This window comes from Thermosulfuriphilus ammonigenes, assembly GCF_011207455.1.
GTDB lineage: Bacteria > Desulfobacterota > Thermodesulfobacteria > Thermodesulfobacteriales > ST65 > Thermosulfuriphilus > Thermosulfuriphilus ammonigenes.
On record NZ_CP048877.1, the window covers coordinates 238,377 to 254,930 of the forward strand.

At 53.2% G+C, this 16,554-nt stretch carries 13 protein-coding genes; 1 reads left to right on the forward strand and 12 read right to left on the reverse strand.

Going from position 1 to position 16,554, the window contains the following annotated elements:
• Nucleotides 1-2: 2 nt before the first annotated feature.
• From G4V39_RS01110 to G4V39_RS01130, 5 genes are read right to left on the reverse strand one after another with little or no spacing between them, the layout of a single operon-like run.
• The gene (locus tag G4V39_RS01110) at nt 3-671 is read right to left on the reverse strand and encodes an HD domain-containing protein (protein WP_166031179.1); all 669 of its coding nucleotides are present in this window, start codon (nt 669-671) and stop codon (nt 3-5) included.
• Entirely contained in the window at nt 653-1,615 is a 963-nt protein-coding gene (gene mnmL / locus G4V39_RS01115; protein ID WP_166031180.1) for a tRNA modification radical SAM protein MnmL/YtqA, read from the reverse strand. The genes G4V39_RS01110 and mnmL overlap by 19 nt, the downstream gene beginning before the upstream one ends.
• Entirely contained in the window at nt 1,581-3,038 is a 1,458-nt protein-coding gene (locus tag G4V39_RS01120; RefSeq protein WP_166031181.1) for a CCA tRNA nucleotidyltransferase, read from the reverse strand. The genes mnmL and G4V39_RS01120 overlap by 35 nt, the downstream gene beginning before the upstream one ends.
• Nucleotides 3,039-3,094: 56 nt before the next feature.
• Nucleotides 3,095-3,331, reverse strand: coding sequence for an FmdB family zinc ribbon protein (locus tag G4V39_RS01125; protein ID WP_166031182.1), 237 nt, complete (start codon nt 3,329-3,331; stop codon nt 3,095-3,097).
• Nucleotides 3,332-3,351: 20 nt separating this feature from the next.
• Nucleotides 3,352-3,855 carry a hypothetical protein gene (locus G4V39_RS01130; RefSeq protein WP_166031183.1) on the reverse strand — a complete coding sequence of 168 codons (504 nt, stop codon included), beginning with the start codon at nt 3,853-3,855 and terminating at the stop codon, nt 3,352-3,354.
• A gap of 190 nt (nt 3,856-4,045) precedes the next feature.
• On the opposite strand from G4V39_RS01130, the gene extKL reads away from it, so the two are divergent.
• Nucleotides 4,046-5,248, forward strand: coding sequence for a multiheme c-type cytochrome (seleno)protein ExtKL (extKL, locus tag G4V39_RS01135; RefSeq protein ID WP_248595814.1), 1,203 nt, complete (start codon nt 4,046-4,048; stop codon nt 5,246-5,248).
• Between the two features lie 61 nt (nt 5,249-5,309).
• On the opposite strand, the gene G4V39_RS01145 is transcribed toward extKL, so the two are convergent.
• The 7 genes from G4V39_RS01145 to G4V39_RS01175 all read right to left on the reverse strand — a co-directional run bounded on the left by G4V39_RS01145 (nt 5,310) and on the right by G4V39_RS01175 (nt 16,525).
• Nucleotides 5,310-6,425: a two-component system sensor histidine kinase NtrB gene (locus G4V39_RS01145; protein ID WP_166031186.1), complete on the reverse strand. Its 1,116-nt coding sequence runs from the start codon at nt 6,423-6,425 to the stop codon at nt 5,310-5,312.
• Complete coding sequence (locus G4V39_RS01150; protein ID WP_166031187.1) at nt 6,409-7,779, reverse strand: sigma-54-dependent transcriptional regulator; 1,371 nt, start codon at nt 7,777-7,779, stop codon at nt 6,409-6,411. Before G4V39_RS01150 ends, G4V39_RS01145 begins: the two co-directional genes overlap by 17 nt.
• Before the next feature lie 27 nt (nt 7,780-7,806).
• Nucleotides 7,807-10,905 (reverse strand): efflux RND transporter permease subunit, encoded by a 3,099-nt coding sequence (locus G4V39_RS01155; RefSeq protein WP_166033030.1) that lies wholly within the window; start codon nt 10,903-10,905, stop codon nt 7,807-7,809.
• A complete protein-coding gene (locus G4V39_RS01160) occupies nt 10,902-12,383 on the reverse strand; it encodes an efflux RND transporter periplasmic adaptor subunit (RefSeq protein ID WP_166031188.1) in 1,482 nt (493 codons plus the stop codon). The genes G4V39_RS01155 and G4V39_RS01160 overlap by 4 nt, the downstream gene beginning before the upstream one ends.
• Before the next feature lie 18 nt (nt 12,384-12,401).
• On the reverse strand, nt 12,402-13,676 hold the full coding sequence (locus G4V39_RS01165) for a TolC family protein (protein WP_166031189.1): 1,275 nt from the start codon (nt 13,674-13,676) through the stop codon (nt 12,402-12,404).
• A 182-nt stretch (nt 13,677-13,858) separates the two neighbouring features.
• The gene (gene pheA / locus G4V39_RS01170; protein WP_166031190.1) at nt 13,859-14,944 is read right to left on the reverse strand and encodes a prephenate dehydratase; all 1,086 of its coding nucleotides are present in this window, start codon (nt 14,942-14,944) and stop codon (nt 13,859-13,861) included.
• 135 nt (nt 14,945-15,079) lie between these two features.
• The gene (locus G4V39_RS01175) at nt 15,080-16,525 is read right to left on the reverse strand and encodes a hypothetical protein (protein ID WP_166031191.1); all 1,446 of its coding nucleotides are present in this window, start codon (nt 16,523-16,525) and stop codon (nt 15,080-15,082) included.
• Nucleotides 16,526-16,554 lie beyond the last annotated feature (29 nt).

Here is a 16,554-nt window from a genome sequence, read left to right on the forward strand (position 1 = left end):
CCCTAAGCCCGACCCTCCACCTCGTCTGTCAATCGGCGGAAAAATTCCTCCATAAAACGATGCCTGTCCTCGGCCATCCGCCGGCCGGTCTCCGTAAGCATGGAATCTTTTATGCGGGAGAGCTTGACTACAAACTCCCGCCAGGCCGTATCTTCCGGGCCATAAGGCTGGGTTTTGTCTATATCCACCTCAGGGTTATGAAGTCTGGCTCCGACCTCACCGGCAAAAAGAAAGGCCCGTCCGATGCCCACGGCCCCCAGGGCGTCAAGTTTATCGGCATCGTAGAGACAACGGGCCTCCGGTGTTTTGGGAACCTTATTGTTGCGAAAACGGTGAGCAGCGATGGCCTCACAAACAGCAGCAATGATTTTTTCATCTAGGCGGTATTTTTTGAGGATCTTGGCCGCCTCCCGGGCCCCCCACTGGGCGTGACAGACCCTGCCCCGGGTCTTCTTCTCTTCGTTGCGACCAATATCGTGAAGAATGGCCGCCAGACGGACAACTAATGGGTCCGCCCCCTCGGCCTCGGCCAGCCTTAAGGCCAGACGTTCGACCCTCTTTACGTGATCATAACGATGACTGGCCGGATCACTTTGGTAATAGGTCCGGGCCTCGGCCTCAATGGCCTCCAGAACCTCCGGAGCCAAGAATTTCAAATCTTTCTGGGCCATTTTTCACCTCTGCGCTTTCCCTGCCAAAGATCACGGCTGACAAGGGTGGTCTCAATGGCTGAAAGAATGAGATTCTTCTTCAGGGTCCATTCCGGGGCCACAAGCCTGTCCCGGGGTGGATCCGAACTTAGACGCTGAATAACTACTGACCAAGGAAGAAGGGAAAGGGCCTCGGCGACAAGATCCACATACTCTCCCAGAGAAAGAGGATGGTATTCCCCCCGACGATAAAGTGTTTCAAGGGGCGTTTTCTTAAGTACGTAAAGGGCGTGAAACTTAAGCCCATCTATCGGGGCTTGAGACAGGGCCTCGATGGTCTCCAGCATCATTTGGTAGTCTTCACCTGGAAGCCCAAAGATCACGTGGACACAGACCAGAAGCCCGGCCTTCTTGGCTAAATCAAGGGCCCGATAAAACTCGGCCACTCCATGGCCACGGTTTATCCTCCGGAGGGTCACTTCGTGAATAGACTGAAGCCCGAGTTCCAGCCAGACCTCAAGCCCTCTTTGACGATAAGAGGCCAGAAGGTCTACTACCGCCTCATCAACGCAGTCTGGCCTGGTGCCTACGGAGAGTCCGATAATTCGGTCATCAAGGAGCACGCTATCGTAGAGACCCTTTAGTTTTTTTATAGGACCATAGGTATTGGAAAATGACTGGAAATAGACCATAAATCGCTGGGCCTTAAAACGGCGCGAAAGCTGCTCCAGACTTTGGAGAACCTGATCCTTAAGGCTTTGTCCCCGGAAATAGGCCCCGGAGCCGGAGCCAAATTCGTCACAATATATACAACCGCCCCGGCCTCTTTGACCATCTCGGTTAGGACAGGTAAAGCCAGCATCCAGAGATATTTTATGGACCCGGAGCCCGTAACGCTTTCGGAAATAAAGGGAAAGGGAATGAAAGCGTTTAAGTTCTTCCAGCCTCTTTGCTCCAGCCTGCATTCAGACCCTCTTGCCTGAGGATTTGGGCCACCAAGGAAAGGGCCTCGTGGCGGTCTTTAATCTCTCCCAAAATAGCCGCCTCCTCCACGGCCTCAAGAAGCCGCCGAAATATGGGCCCCGGGGTAAGACCGAACTCAACAATTAGATCATCTCCCGTAATAAGACGGGGGGCCCTGATCACTGGCTCTACCTGTTGATGGTAGAAGCGATCAAGCTCCCAGAAGAGGGCGGCCAGGGTCTGCTCGGCATCTTTTGGTTTGGCCGGGCCAGCGCTGGCCAAGGAATCAGCCATGGCCACTAAAAAGAGATCAGGATAACTTTTTCCCGTCTCCTTAAGAAGCCTTCTTTGGGCCCGGCCAGTCAGGCTCTGGGCCTTAAAATCTCGCAAAAGATAAAAGGGCCGCATGTGGAGCCGGATCAGATGGGCCACCGTCTCGGCCTCTTTAAGATTCATCCGCCATCTTTTGGCCCAAAGGAAAAAAAGCTCGGCCCCCACTCGATCGTGATTATAAAAGGTGGGCCGATGCCCTTTATAGGCCAAGGTCTTGGGCTTGCCTACGTCATGAAAGAGAGCGGCCAGTTTGAGTAACCTCTGCCGATCAGACTCCGCCCCGGAGGGAAAGGCCGGGTGGAGGCGGCCAAAATATTTCTCCGGGGCTTTTAGGACAGCCTCCATCATATTTAAAGACTCAAGGGAATGTTCCAGAACATCTAAATGATGAAAAGGGGGTTGCTCGATTCCCGCCCCATCAAGAAGTTCGGGAAAGATAACCTCAAAGAGACCATCTTTCCGTAATTCGGTGACGGTCCGAGCCGCCCTTGGAGTTTCAAAGATGAGATTCAGTTCGTAGATAACCCGTTCGGCAGCCACCTGGCGTAAAGTTTTCCGAAGGCAGGATATGGCCTCCAAGGTCTTGGGTTCTATCCGGAAGGAGAGCTCAGCGGCCAGGCGATGGGCCCTTAAAAGGCGCAGGGGATCCCGCTTCAGGGCCTCCTTTGAGGTGGCGCGAATTGTCCTTCTGGCTAGGTCAGCAAGCCCACTGGTGGGGTCAATAATAAGGGCCCGGGAAGCCAGAAGACTCCTAACCTCACAGGCCATGGCGTTTATGGTAAAATCTCGTCTTCTTAAATCCTCTTCAATGCTCTGACTTCCCTCCCGGAAGTCAGAAAAATCAAGGACCAACCCTCCTTTGACCACCCGGGCCACGCCCTCGGTCTCGTCAAGGAGGACGAAGACCCCGTTAAGCTTTTGGGCCACCTCTTGGGCCAGGGAGATGGCTCCCCTGGGCACAGTAAGATCAATATCCCGCACCCTTCGCCCCAGCAGAAGATCCCTTATCGTGCCCCCGGCCAGGTAGGTAGGGGAGGGCAGGGGAAGTCTGGCCAGAAGATCCCTGGTTGGAGAAGGCAGGTCAAGTTTCATAACCCAAAAATAAAGGCGGGCCCAGGCCCGCCCCAAAAGCAAATTGACCTTTAAGGCTACTTCTTTTGCTCTGTCTTCTTCTCAGACTGGCCTTCTTTCTTTTCGCCGCCTCCTTTCCGAGCATAGTCTGTGACATACCAGCCTGAGCCTTTAAGCTGAAAAGAGGTATGGCTAATGAGTTTTTTTACCGGCCCCCCACAACTCTGACAGACTTCAAGAGGCTTCTCGGAGATCTTCTGCCAGACCTCAAAGATCTGACCACAGGATTGACACTGATACTCATAGATGGGCATGGATAGGCACCTCCTTCGCTTCAATTGGTGTTGAGATAAAGTCGATCGAACCTGACCATAACCCGATCAAGGTTTTTGATTTTAACTCCAGCCAGGACCTTTTTCACTATCTGATGGACCCATCTTTCTTCGGAAAAGTCTCTAAGCTCCGGAAGATGTTCAAAGCGGCTAAAGCGTACCATATGGATCAACTCATGGGTGAGGATGTAGATCAAAAATGGCAAAAGAAGACCGGGCAATCCCCCACCGGTGGCCCTCAGGATCCGCCCATCGTTTAAGGCCACTAGATAAAGACGATCTCTTGCCTCCGGAAGATTCCGGGCCTCAAAGGGAACCTGAAGGATCAAAAGCTGGGCAAAGGCCTCGAGCCCCTCTGGCCAGGAATACCGTTCAAGGGTCAGAATATCATACGGCAACCGAAGCCAATCTCTGGAGGAGAAGGCATAATAATCATGCACGGCCTCTTCGGCAATCTCTTGAGCCTCGGCCAGAAGGGTCAGATCTTCTTCCCTGAAACGGATCATCTCTTACGAGAAGCTAAAGGAACATCTTAGCTTGTCAAGTTTTTCACTTACCAAAAATAGTTATCTTTTTCACACTTCATATTGGCATTTTCGATAGCCTTTATTAGTTTTTTAAATTAAAAATTATCTTGTTAACTAAATGTGGTTTTGCTAAGTTTTGCCTAAATAAATTTTATAAGGAGGTCTTTTTATGAGGAGGTCGTTTCTTTTCGCCCTTATCTTTTTGTTATGGGCTAGTCCTGGTTTTTCAAAGTTAACCTTTCCCAACAAACCTATCGATGATTTCGAAACTTTTGTTAAAACCTATGACTCCAAACGTTGCATGGAGTGCCATGAAGACATTTACAACGAGTGGAAGGAGTCTTTCCACTCCCGGTCCATGGTTTCCTCCATCAAGGGAATAGCCAATTTCTTCACCGTCGGTGTCCCCAAGGAGTGGGAAAAGCCCCTTAATAAGCAGGAAATTCTCAAGTGTCTTGATTGTCACCTGCCCCAGATCAAATACGCTACCGAACGTCTGGCCTTAGAGATTGCCGGCTACATGATTGACGCCAAAACGGCCAAGGGGGCCAAGAAGGAGAAGGCCATTGCCAAACTGAAGCAGCTCAACATCACCTGCTATGGCTGCCATAACATCAAGGCTGCCGGTACCGCCCCCGGGATCACCGGTCATATCGACCCCAATATTATTTTTACCGGTGGTGAGGGTGATTCTGACGCCCACGAGACCGAACATGCCCCCATCTTTAAGCGGTCCTTTTTCTGCACTCAGTGTCACGGCGTCTATATCTCTCCCGATGGTGAGAGCACTATGTGCAACACCCTCTCCGGTAGTTATGTTCACAACTATATTGGTCAGGGAGGTCGTGAGACCTGTCAGGACTGCCACATGAAGAAGAAAAATCGTGGCCACCGGATGCCCGGAGGACACGATCTAGAGATCGTTAAAGAGGGTATCGAGTTCCAGGCGGAGATAAAGGGTTTTCGTTACGGAATCGGTAAGTGGATTCCGGCGGGCAACGTGGAGGTCTTTTTGACCAACAAGGCCGGCCATCGCATCCCCGATGGGTGACTGTGGTCTGGCAAGGTGGTCCTGGAAGTGACCGCCAAAGATACCAAGACCGGTAAGATCCTCTACAAAGACGAGAGAAAATACTTCGAGATCGGGCTCGACCTTGATGGTTACATGCGGTACGGAGCCTGGCAGATCAAAGAAATTGTTGATCTCACCCTCCAGCCCTTAAAGACCCAGCACGAGCGCTTCTTCTTTGTCCTGAACAAGGGCGTGGAAGAGGCCGAGGTCACCGTCAACGTTTACTACTACATAAGCGGGAAAAAGGGTGACCTCATCTACCAAAAGAAAAAGATCCTAAGCTACAAAGAGCCCGAATAAAGCTTAAAGATAAAAAGAAAGGGGGGGCATTGGCCCCCCTTTCTTTTTTCAGGGCAAAGCCTTACAGGTCTAAAGGAAGACAGACGTGGAAGCTGGCCCCTCCCTCAGGACGGTTGTGAACCTCTATCAGCCCTCCCATTTCCTCCACTAGGCGAGCAGCAATGGAAAGCCCCAGACCGCTTCCCTTATCTCTGGTGGTAAAGAAGGGGTTGAATATTCTATCTAAGACCTCCTCGGGGATGCCCGGCCCGGTGTCTTCTACATCTATTAGACAATAGGCCCTCTTTCCCCGCTGAACCTTACGGCAAGAAACCCTCACTTCTCCCGCAGGGGAGACGGCCTGAATGGCGTTCAGGATAAGGTTCATAAGCACCTGGGCCAGTTGATTTTTATCCACCCGGACAATATGCCCCTGGCACGAACCCTGAACCAAGGCCACCCCGGATTTGCGGGCCTGAGGCTCCATGAGCTCTAAGACCTCCTCGATGACAGTAGAGGCACTCACTAGGCTAGGAGACAGGGGCCTTGGCCTGGCAAAAGAGAGAAAACGATCCAGGATTTGATTAAGGCGGCTAATTTCTTTGATAAGAATTTCCACCATCCGCCGCCTGGGCGATTGAGGTGGAATCTCATCGGAGATGATCTCCGCCGCTCCCTTAAGGGAGGCCAGAGGATTTTTTATCTCGTGGGCCAGACCAGCGGTAAGCTCTCCCAAGGCCTGGAGCTTCCCAGAACGGATAAGCTGTTCTTCCATAATCTTCATCTCCTCCAGGGCCTCGGCCAGTTGTCGGGCAATCTCCTCCTGACGGCGACGCTCCCGATGCTCACGATCAGCCAGAACCCCCACCACAGCTCCAACCACATTGTAGAGAAGGATCTCCAAAAACTTCTCCGTAGGAGGGGCCGGATCGTGGTGTAGCAGGTGGGAGAAGGCGTGGGGAAGATAGACAAGGGAAGTGACCACAGCCGCTCCCAGGGAGCCCTTAAGGCCAAAAATAAAGCCTCCGGCGATAATGGGCAGATAGTAGAGACGACGATAGATGTCATGGAGCCAGGAGATGGATGGGGCTGTGCCGTAGTGAAGAATAGTGATCAAAAGAATCGGCAACCAGAGGTAGATCCAGGCCGGCCGACTCAGGATCCACCCCAGAGAGCGGGGATCATTTACCCTTTTCATCACGTTTAAGGGGTATTTGATACTTTTCTATCCGGTAAAGGAGTACATGGCGGGGAATACGCAGGAAGCGGGCTGTCTGGCTCTGATTGTAGTTGTTCATCTCCAGGGCCTTAATGATAACCTCCTTTTCAATGTCCAGCAGGGAGATCCCCTCGGGAGGAAGGCTGATTCCGGTTGAGGCAAGGTTAGACATTGGGGCCTCAAGGTCTAGATAATCGAGAAGTTCTTCGGTGATCTCTTCCCCTTCGGCCAAAAGGACCATCCGCTGACAGATGTTCTCCAGCTCCCGAACGTTACCCCGCCAGGAAAGGCCCTTTAGGCGATTCATTACTGCCGGAGAGATTCGCCACCGACGACCTGGACCATAGACCTTCAGAAAATGCCTTATAAGGACGGGGATATCCTCAGGACGTTGCCTAAGAGGTGGTATCCGAATGGGAAAGACGTTCAGACGAAAGTAAAGGTCCTCTCGAAAGGCCCCCTCTTTGACCATCTTTTCCAGATCTCGATTGGTGGCCGCGATGATCCTGACATCTACCGGTCGGGGGCCCTCGGCTCCCAAAACGTCGATGGTGCGTTCCTGAAGGACCCGAAGAAGTTTGACCTGAAGCTCCAGAGGAAGCTCGGCTATCTCATCCAGGAATATGGTTCCCCCGTTGGCCAGTTCAAAGCGCCCTTTCTTGTCTCGATCGGCCCCGGTAAAGGCTCCCTTCCTGTAGCCGAAGAGCTCAGACTCAAGGAGATCTCGGGGGATAGCTCCGCAATTTATAGCTACAAAGGGCCCTCTGGCCCGGGGGCTCTGGTGATGTATGCGCCGGGCCAGAAGCTCCTTGCCTGTCCCAGACTCCCCCAAAATAAGAACTGTCGCCTCATAGGCAGCTACCTTGTCAGCCAGGGCCACCACTTTCTCCATGGCCCTGGACTGAAAAACAAGCTCCGGAGGGCCTCCGGCCAGCTGTTGCCTGAGATCCTGGACTTCTCTTTTGAGCCTAAAGTGCTCTAGGGCCTTTTTGACCACCAGCTTGAAGTGGTCCCGTTCACAGGGTTTGGGGAGAAAGTCGTAGGCCCCCTCCTTCATTGCCTGGACAGCCGTAGCAATATCCCCAAAGGCGGTGATAACCACCACCGGGACTTCAGGAGAACGCTGCTTGATCGAACGGAGGACCTCCATTCCGTCAGCTCCAGGCATCTTAAGATCCGTAATAACCAGCTGGTAGTCTTTTTTGAAAAAGAGGTTCAGCCCTTCGTGGCCATCTCGGGCCACGTCAACCTCAAGGCCCTCCTCCTGGAGGTTGAAGAGCATTACCTCCCGGAAGCTCTCATCGTCGTCGATCAGAAGGACCCTTGCCTTCACCAAAAGTCGGCCCCCGATAAAAAGTCTTTATTTGAACTTAAACCGTTTCCAGACAAAGTAAACGGCCGGAAGAATAACCAGGGTAAGGATAGTAGAAGAGATCAGCCCTCCGACCATCGGAGCAGCAATACGTTTCATTACCCGGGTGCCAGTCTCGGTGCCAAACATAATGGGCAAAAGACCAATGGTAGTGGTGGAGACAGTCATCAGCTTGGGACGGACTCTTTCCACCGCCCCCTCAATGACCACTTCCTTAAGATCGGCAATTCCTTTAAGAAGCCCTTTTTCCCGGCGTCTTTCATAGGCCTCATCCAGATAGACAAGCATAACCACACCGGTTTCCGCAGCCAGACCGGCCAGGGCGATAAAGCCCGCGGCTACCGCTACCGAAAGATTGTAACCCGCCAGCCAAAGTAGCCAGACACCACCTACCAGGGCAAAGGGAAGGGCCAGCAGGACGATCATGGTCTCGGTCAGGTTCCGGAAGTGGATAAAGAGAAGGACAAAAATGATGGCCAAGGTTATGGGGATAACAATAGCCAGTTTGGAGCGAACCCTCTCCATGTATTCATACTGCCCGGACCAGACCATGGAGACTCCAGAGGGGAGCTTGATGTTTTCGGCTACCAATTTTTTGGCCCGAGCCACAAATCCGCCGATATCTGAGGTCTTAAGGTCAACATATATCCAGGCCGTCCGGCGAGCATTTTCACTCTTTATGGCTGGAGGGCCTTTAACTACCTTGATATCTGCCACCTCTCCCAAAGGGACCGTAAAGCCCAGGGGAGTAGGCACGGCAAGCTCACGCAATTTATCAAGATTATCTCTTAACTCTCGCGGGTAACGAACATTTACTGGATATCTTTCTAGGCCTTCCACCGTCCAGGTGACGTTCATTCCCCCCAGGGCACTGCGGATAACCTCCTGAATATCGGCTACCGAAAGGCCAAATCTGGCCGCCTCCTCCCGACGGATATCGATATCGATGTAATTACCTCCCACTACCCGTTCAGAATATACTGAAGAGACCTCGGGCATCTGCCGCAAAAGGGCCTCTATCTCCTGGCCCACCTGAGAGAGCTTGGTCAGATCGTCTCCAAGAAGCTTTATCCCCACCGGGGTCTTGATACCTGTGGCCAGCATATCGATCCGGGTCTTGATAGGCATTGTCCAGGCGTTGGTTAGCCCGGGAAACTGAACCATCTCATCAAGCTCTCTGATTATATCCTCAATGGTTTTGCCCTCAGGCCACTCCTCTTGAGGCTTAAGGATGATGGTTGTCTCGATCATGGAAAGGGGAGCCGGATCGGTAGCCGTTTCGGCCCGGCCTATCTTACCCCAGACATGGGCCACCTGGGGATGGGAGGCAATAATCTTGTCGGTTTGCTGAAGGAGTTCCCGGGCCTTGGTGATACTTATCCCTGGCGGAGTGGTGGGCATGTAAAGGAGATCTCCCTCGTTAAGGGGGGGCATAAACTCCGAACCCAGGCGCTGATAAGGGAACCAGGTGATCACGAGAATTATAACGGCCACGGCAATGGTCAGCCAGGGGAAGCGAAGCACGGCCCTTATTATCGGCCGATAAAGACCGATAAAAAGCCGGCTTAAGGGATTCTTTTTCTCCGATATGACCTTCCCCCGAACAAAATAATACATAAGTACCGGAACCACGGTTACCGCCAAGACAGAGGAGGCGGCCATGGCAAATGTTTTAGTAAAGGCCAGGGGTCTAAAGAGACGCCCCTCCTGCTGTTCCAGAAAAAAGATGGGAAAGAAGCTGATGGTGATGATCAAAAGGGAGAAGAACAAAGCCGGGCCCACCTCCTGGGTGGCCTTAAGGACCAGATCAAAATGACTGGCCCCGGGTTCCCGCTCCCGATACTTATGAAGATTTTCCACCATCACCACGGAGGCATCCACCATGACCCCAATGGCAATGGCGATTCCTCCGAGGCTCATAATGTTGGCGTTTATTCCCAGAATATACATGAGCAAAAAGCTAATGAGGATCCCCGCCGGCAGGGTAAATACGGCCACCAGGGCCGAAGGGAGATGTAGAAGAAAGACGGCACAGATGATGGCCACAACGATAATTTCCTCGGTGAGTTTGCTTTTCAGGGTGTCTATGGCCCGATAAATAAGCCCGGAACGATCGTAGGAGACCTGGATCTTTACCCCTTCAGGGAGCCCGGCCTTGAGTTCCTCCAGCCGGGCCTTGACCCGCTTGATAACCTCAAGGGCATTTTCCCCGTAGCGGATCACCACGATACCAGAGACAGCCTCTCCCTTGCCGTCGATGTCAATAACCCCCCGCCTGATCTCCGGCCCCAGGTGTATCTGGGCCACCTGGGAGAGGAAGATCGGGGTGTTGCTCTGGGGATCAATTCCCACGGGTATCTTTTTAAGATCGTCCAAAGAGCGGATATAGCCCTTCCCCCGAACCATAAACTCCGTCTCTCCCATCTCCAGGAGCCGGCCTCCGACATCCAGATTGGCCCGACGAATAGCCTGATTTACCTGGCTCAGGGTGAGGCCAAAGACGCGAAGTTTTTCGGGGTCTATCTCTACCTGATACTGCTTGATATAGCCGCCAGCACTGGCCACCTCCGCCACTCCCGGCAGGCTCATCAGCTCATAGCGAAGATACCAGTCTTGAATGGAGCGAAGCTGGGCCAGGTCGTGGCGATCTGAAGTCAGGGTATAGATGAACACCCAGCCCACCCCTGTGGCATCAGGGCCCAGCTGGGGAGAGACTCCAGGGGGAAGCTTTCCCTTGACAAAGTTAAGGTATTCCAACACCCGAGAGCGGGCCCAGTAGAGATCTGTGCCGTCCTCAAAGATCACATAGACCAAGGAAAAACCAAAAAAGGAATAGCCCCTAACATTTTTGGCATAGGGCACCGAGAGCATAGCCGTGGTCAAAGGGTAGGTAACCTGGTCTTCCACCACCTGGGGGGCCTGCCCGGGATACTCGGTATAGATGATCACCTGGACATCGGAAAGGTCAGGAATAGCATCCACCGGGGTGTGCCACATGGCCCAGGCCCCCAGGGCCACGAAGATAGCCGTAAGGAGGATTACCAGAAGACGATTTTCGAGGCTCTTTTGGATGATCCAGTTGATCATTTCTCCGACCCCACCTTCTTCTCCACCAAATCCATGCCACAGATCGGACACTCTCCTGGCTCAAACTTGACCACCTCAGGATGCATGGGGCAGGTCCAGTAAGTTTCTGCAGAGGAGGGGGCCTCAGGGGGTGTTTTCTTGCCGCCTGTCTCCTTACCCCCCTGGTGGATGCCGGTAGAATCAGATGATGTCTGGTGCTTATTGGGGGATGTTTTGTCCTGATCTTGAGAGTCTTTGGGGCCGCCAGGGCTGCCTCCATGCTGGTGGCCTCCCATGAATTTACCGGCCGCTTCCTTAAGCTTGCTTTCAGAATCAAGCAGGAACTGGCCGGAGAGGACCACCAGCTCCCCTTCCTTGAGCCCCTCTCGCACCTCTACCAAACCGCCATCCCCGGTAAGGCCGGTGACAATCTCCCGGAGGGAAAATCGCCCCTGGCCCTCGGCCACGAAGACCACATCCCTCTGCCCGGTAGGGATGACTGCCTCCTCGGGAATAATCAAGACGTCATCAAGAACAGGGGCCTTAATCTGCACGGTAGCAAACATCCCGGGCAGAAGGGCCAGATCCTGATTTTTGAATGTCAGGCGAACCCCCAGCGTCCTGGTCTTCTCATTGAGGCTAGGGTAGATAAAGGAAAGGCGCCCCACCCACACCCGGCCAGGGTGGTAGCTTAATTTAAGGACGGCCATTTGATTCATCCGGATCCAGGGAACGTCTTGCTCATAGACCTCAGCCCGGACCCAGACCTGGGTGAGATCAGCCAGCCGAAAAAGGTCACTTCCGGCCGGGACGTAATCTCCCTCAAAAATCTTCTTCTCCAAGATGAAGCCACTTATCGGAGCCCGAATGACCACGGTCTCTAGAGCCCGCCCCCGGCGGCGGATCTTTCGGAGGTGTTCCTCAGGGACCCCAAGAAGTCTGAGCCTTCTGGCCGCTGCCCGAGCCAGAGCCCCCTTAGGGCCAGAACGTTTAAGGGCCAAAAGATACTCCTCCTGGGCGGTGAGAAGCTCCGGGGAGTAAATCTCCAGGAGCCTTTCGCCTTTTTTGACAAACTGGCCCGTCTCATCGGCAAAGAGACGTTCCACCCAACCGGAGAACCTGAGATTAACCACCACCGTCCTGTCTTCAGGGGCCTGAATCAGGCCGATGGTCCTTATGCTGTGGGTCAGGCTACCTCGACTCACCCGGGCCAACCTGACACCCATATTTTGAACAACAGCCGGGTCTATGATAATGGTACGGCCAGATTGAGATTTTTTTCGCAAAGGGACCAATTCCATGCCACAAATAGGACAACGGCCTGGGCCTTTTTGGATCACCTGGGGGTGCATCCCGCAGGTATAAAGGACCTCTTCTTCCGAGGCCCTCGGAGGGGGTTTGGGGGTGTGTTTTTCGGCCCAGGCCGGTCCTATACTGAAGACAACGATCAAGACAAACAAAAAGGGAACAAGGACCCTGGATACATCTCCTGTAAGCATATCTATCCTCTCTGGCATCTAGGGTTTGAGCTCCAGACCAACAAGCCCTTCTATCTCTGCCCTCCTTATGGCGGTCTCTACCGTGGCCCTAAGGAGGGTTCTTTCAAAATCAAGCAGCTCCAGTTCGGCCTTAAAAAGGGATTCAAAGTCGGCCTTTCCTGTCTGGTAGGCAAAAAGGGTAGCCTCTAGAGTCTCCCTAGCCTGAGGGACCAAAGATCGGCCATAAAAACGGGCCTTACTTGCCGCTCGCTGCCAGGCGGAAAGACTGGCTTCAAGGCCGGCCTTAATATCATCTAGAAAGCTCAAATAGCGGGCCTCGGCCGCCTGAGCCTCGGCCAGGTACTGCTGACGTCGGGCCTTAAAGCGCCCCTTGTAATCAAAGGGAAGGGGAACGGAAACCCCTATGGAGACAAAGTCCGTTCCCGGATCCACCCCTGCCGGACGCCGGTAGCGGTAACCGGCCCACAGGGTGATATCCGGCCATCTTTCCCAGCCGGCGGCCTCGGCGGCCAAACGCTGGGCCCGGGCCAGCTCCTTCTCTCTTTTTAGAAGGGGACGATTTTCAAGGGCCAGAGCAACAAGTCTATTAAGAGAGGTGGGAGGACTAAAGGGCTTAAGCTCATTGGGACTAGCAACCGGAGTAGTCACTTTCTGATGGGCGGCAGCATTGAGGGTGGCCACCAGTTCCCGGTCTTTTTGGTCGAAGTCTGAAAGGTCATCAACAAGCTTGTCCCTTAGATTTTCTAGACGGCTGAGATAAAACTGCCTGGCCTTACCGGCCTCATAACGGGCTTTTACGGCGGCAATAAGCTCCTCTACCAGCTGAACATGCTCCGCGGTAAGCTTTTTAAGCTCCCGGATGAGATAAAGCTGATAATAGGCCTTTTTAATCAGACTGCGTAACTGGACCTTGGTCTCCTCAAGCTCCCAGCGCTTGACCCGATATTGTCCTTCAGCCGCCAGACGGCGTCTCTCGTTTTTACCCGGGAAGGGTATCTGCTGAGCCAGCCGAAACTGGATTCCTGACATGGCTGACTCTCCGAGAGACAGGGAATCATGGGGGACATTGCTATACTCTATTGAAAGGACAGGGTCCATCCAGACCTGAACGGCCCGAGTCCTGGCCTCCAGGGCCTTGAGCTGGGCCTTCAAGGATTCGATCTGGGGATTGACTTCCAGGGCGCGCCGAATAAGCGTCTGAAGGTCATCGGCGGCACAGGCCCCCGAGGCCGCCAGAATGAGCCAAACAAAAAATAAAAACCACAAACTAGAGCCCCACTTTTTGGAGGTCATAACCGCCCCTTTTCATTTTGCTGTTAAGCCTTAGTGCGAAGAATATGCCAGACCTGTGAAGGATGTAATCAGAAGGGAAAATCTAGAATAGCCTATTCGGAAAGGATGGGGTTATTTTAAAATCCGGGAGATCACCAGATTGGCCTGAAGAATAATATCCCTTGCCTGTAGAAAATTCTCAATTATCTTGGCAGGTCTCCTACTGGATAGGATCCTAACCACTCAAGGTGGGTACAGCTTTCGGACATTTCATCAATGCCTTCGCGGACAATTTCTTCCTCTATGTGGCCAAGGATATCAATGAAGAACAGGTAACGCCAAGGCTCGCCCTTGACCGGCCTGGATTCGATCTTGGTCATGTTTATTCCCCGACGGGCAAAGGGCTGAAGGGTGGCAAAAAGGGCCCCCGGTTTGTCGGCCAAACTAATAATGAGAGAGGTCTTGTCCCGTCCGGTTGGTCGGGGACTCTCCTTGCCGATGACCAAAAAGCGGGTGGTATTTCCTCGAAAGTCTTCAATGTGGGCGGCCACCGTCTGAAGATGATAGGTCTTGGCCGCCAGAGAGCTGGCGATAGCCGCAATGGAAGGATCAACAGCGGCCCAGCGAGCGGCATAGGCTGTAGAGGAGGCCTCTTCTGTGGGCACCGAGGGAAGATGTTTTCTGAGCCAGCGCCGACATTGGGCCAGAGCGTGGGGGTGAGAGATCACCTTTCGGATATCTTCTATCCGGCCGGTCTGGTTGATAAGATCATGGGCCACGGGCACGTAAACCTCACCACATATCTTAAGACGATACTCAGAGAAGGCATCCAGGGTAGAGGTAACCGTGCCCTCGATAGAATTTTCCACGGGAACGACTCCGAACTGGCACCGCCCTGACTCCACCTCCTCAAAGACATCCATAATGGCCTCAAGGGGTACAAAATCTGCCGCCTGGCCGAAAAAGTTTATGGCCGCCACATGACTGAAGGTGGCCTCCGGCCCTAAATAGGCCACCTTCATGGGTTGCTGAGCCGTCCGACAGGTGTTGATGATCTCCCCATAGATGGCCTTAAGGGACTCCTCCGGGAAGACACCAGCGTTGAGATCTATGATTCGGGAAAGGATCTCCTTTTCTCGAGAGAGATCAAGGGCCGCCCGGGCCGACTGACGCTTGATCTCCCCGATGCGTCGGGCAAGGGAGAAACGCTCCCCAAGGAGACGAACAATCTGCCTATCTATCTGGTCGATAGCCTCTCTCAGTTCAAGGAGCTTGTCTTTGTCTGCCATGGTCGAGAGTTTAAGGCATAGTCAACCTTTTGCCAAGCATCTCCAAAGATAAACGCAGGCAATCAAAGGCCAAGGGGGAAGGTCAAAGGGCAGGGTAAGGGAGGGGGAAAGCCTCCCCCTCCCCAAAGAGCTCTCTTAGAAGAAGTAGTAAAAACTTCCGCTTAACCGGTTAAGCTCACCATCGCTGGTGTGATAATCGGCCTTGATGTACATATACTCGGCTCCCAGGGCGAACTCTTTGGTTACCCGATAGAGAAAGTTGGCATAATACATCTGCTGCTGAAGGCGAGCCCCGTCTACACCGGAGAGGTCGTCGTTGTCGGGGTTATCAATACCCCAGCCCAGGTGGGTAACCAGCTTGGGACTCCAGAAGACCTCAAGCTCAATGTAGCCACCCACGGCATCGATCTCATCGACACTGATGATCTCCTCCCCAGTTTCAAGCTTATCAAGCCGGGTTACGTATCTCTTCGTGCCTTTATTGTTATTTATAGTGTAGAACCGCGTTCCCTGATTCACTCCGGCAGAGTAGTAGCCGTCAAAGTTGCGACCATACCAGAGCTCGCCAAGGAGAAAGGCCTTGCGGGCCACAGGCAGGGGGATTTTAGCCTCCAGCCCCACTGAATAGCTATCGGCCTTTTCATCTCCGCCGCTATTTACAGCGTATTCCTCCTGGGAGTAGTGCCCCCAGAGGGCCACCATGGCCGGCTTACCAAAGAGCCGGCTCTCGTAGGCTACCCGGCCCTCAACCCCGGGAATGCCCGTCTTGTTGGAGGGGTCTTCATCCATGACAATGCTGTTGTCTTTGGGAAAGGCATAAGGTTTCTCCAGGGCCACCTGGAGACGAAGGGTATCCTGACCCACCTTAAACCACCTGGACAAACGAATCTGAGGCATCCGGTAGCCGGGATTGCCCATGAAGGTCCCGGAGGGAAAGTTAGACAGGTGTGGATAAAGCTGAGAGATGGTCAGCCAGTCAAGGCCGGCTAAAAGCTGCCAGTTGTCCTTCTCCACCCCCAAAAACACCCGGCGCGCCCTTACCGGAGAGTGATTGGGGTTCCAGGGCAGAGTATCCTCACCATGGCTATCGGTATAGAAGTCCATCTCCATTTTGCCAAAAAGCTTCCAGGTCTCATAAGGCTTTAGGAAGTTAAAACCGAAACGGCTATGGCGAAAATTTATGGTCGCCGAGCTGTTTTTGTCTTTGGGACGGACATAGAGGACATAGATATCACCGACGGCACTGGCATCCTGCCAAACGGCGTCAATCTTAAAGAAACCATAAAAATCAATGGCACTGGGAGAGGAACCGTATCCGCCCTTGGTAAAGAAGGAATGCTTCTTTTTGGAGGGTGCCGTAATGAGGGCCTCGGCCGGAGCCGGAGCTGCCGTCTGACCCTTTAGCTTTTCTACCTCTCGCCGCAAGGCGGCATTTTCCCGCTTGACTTCCTCCAGCTCCTTCTTGAGTTCAAGGATCATCTGTCTCAGATCATCGCTGGCCCAGGCCATCTCCACCCTGGAGAAGCCAATCAGGCAAGATACCACCACCAACACCCAAAAGGTTTTCGTAAAGATCCTCATTCACAAACCTCCTTAAGACTTTAGAATAA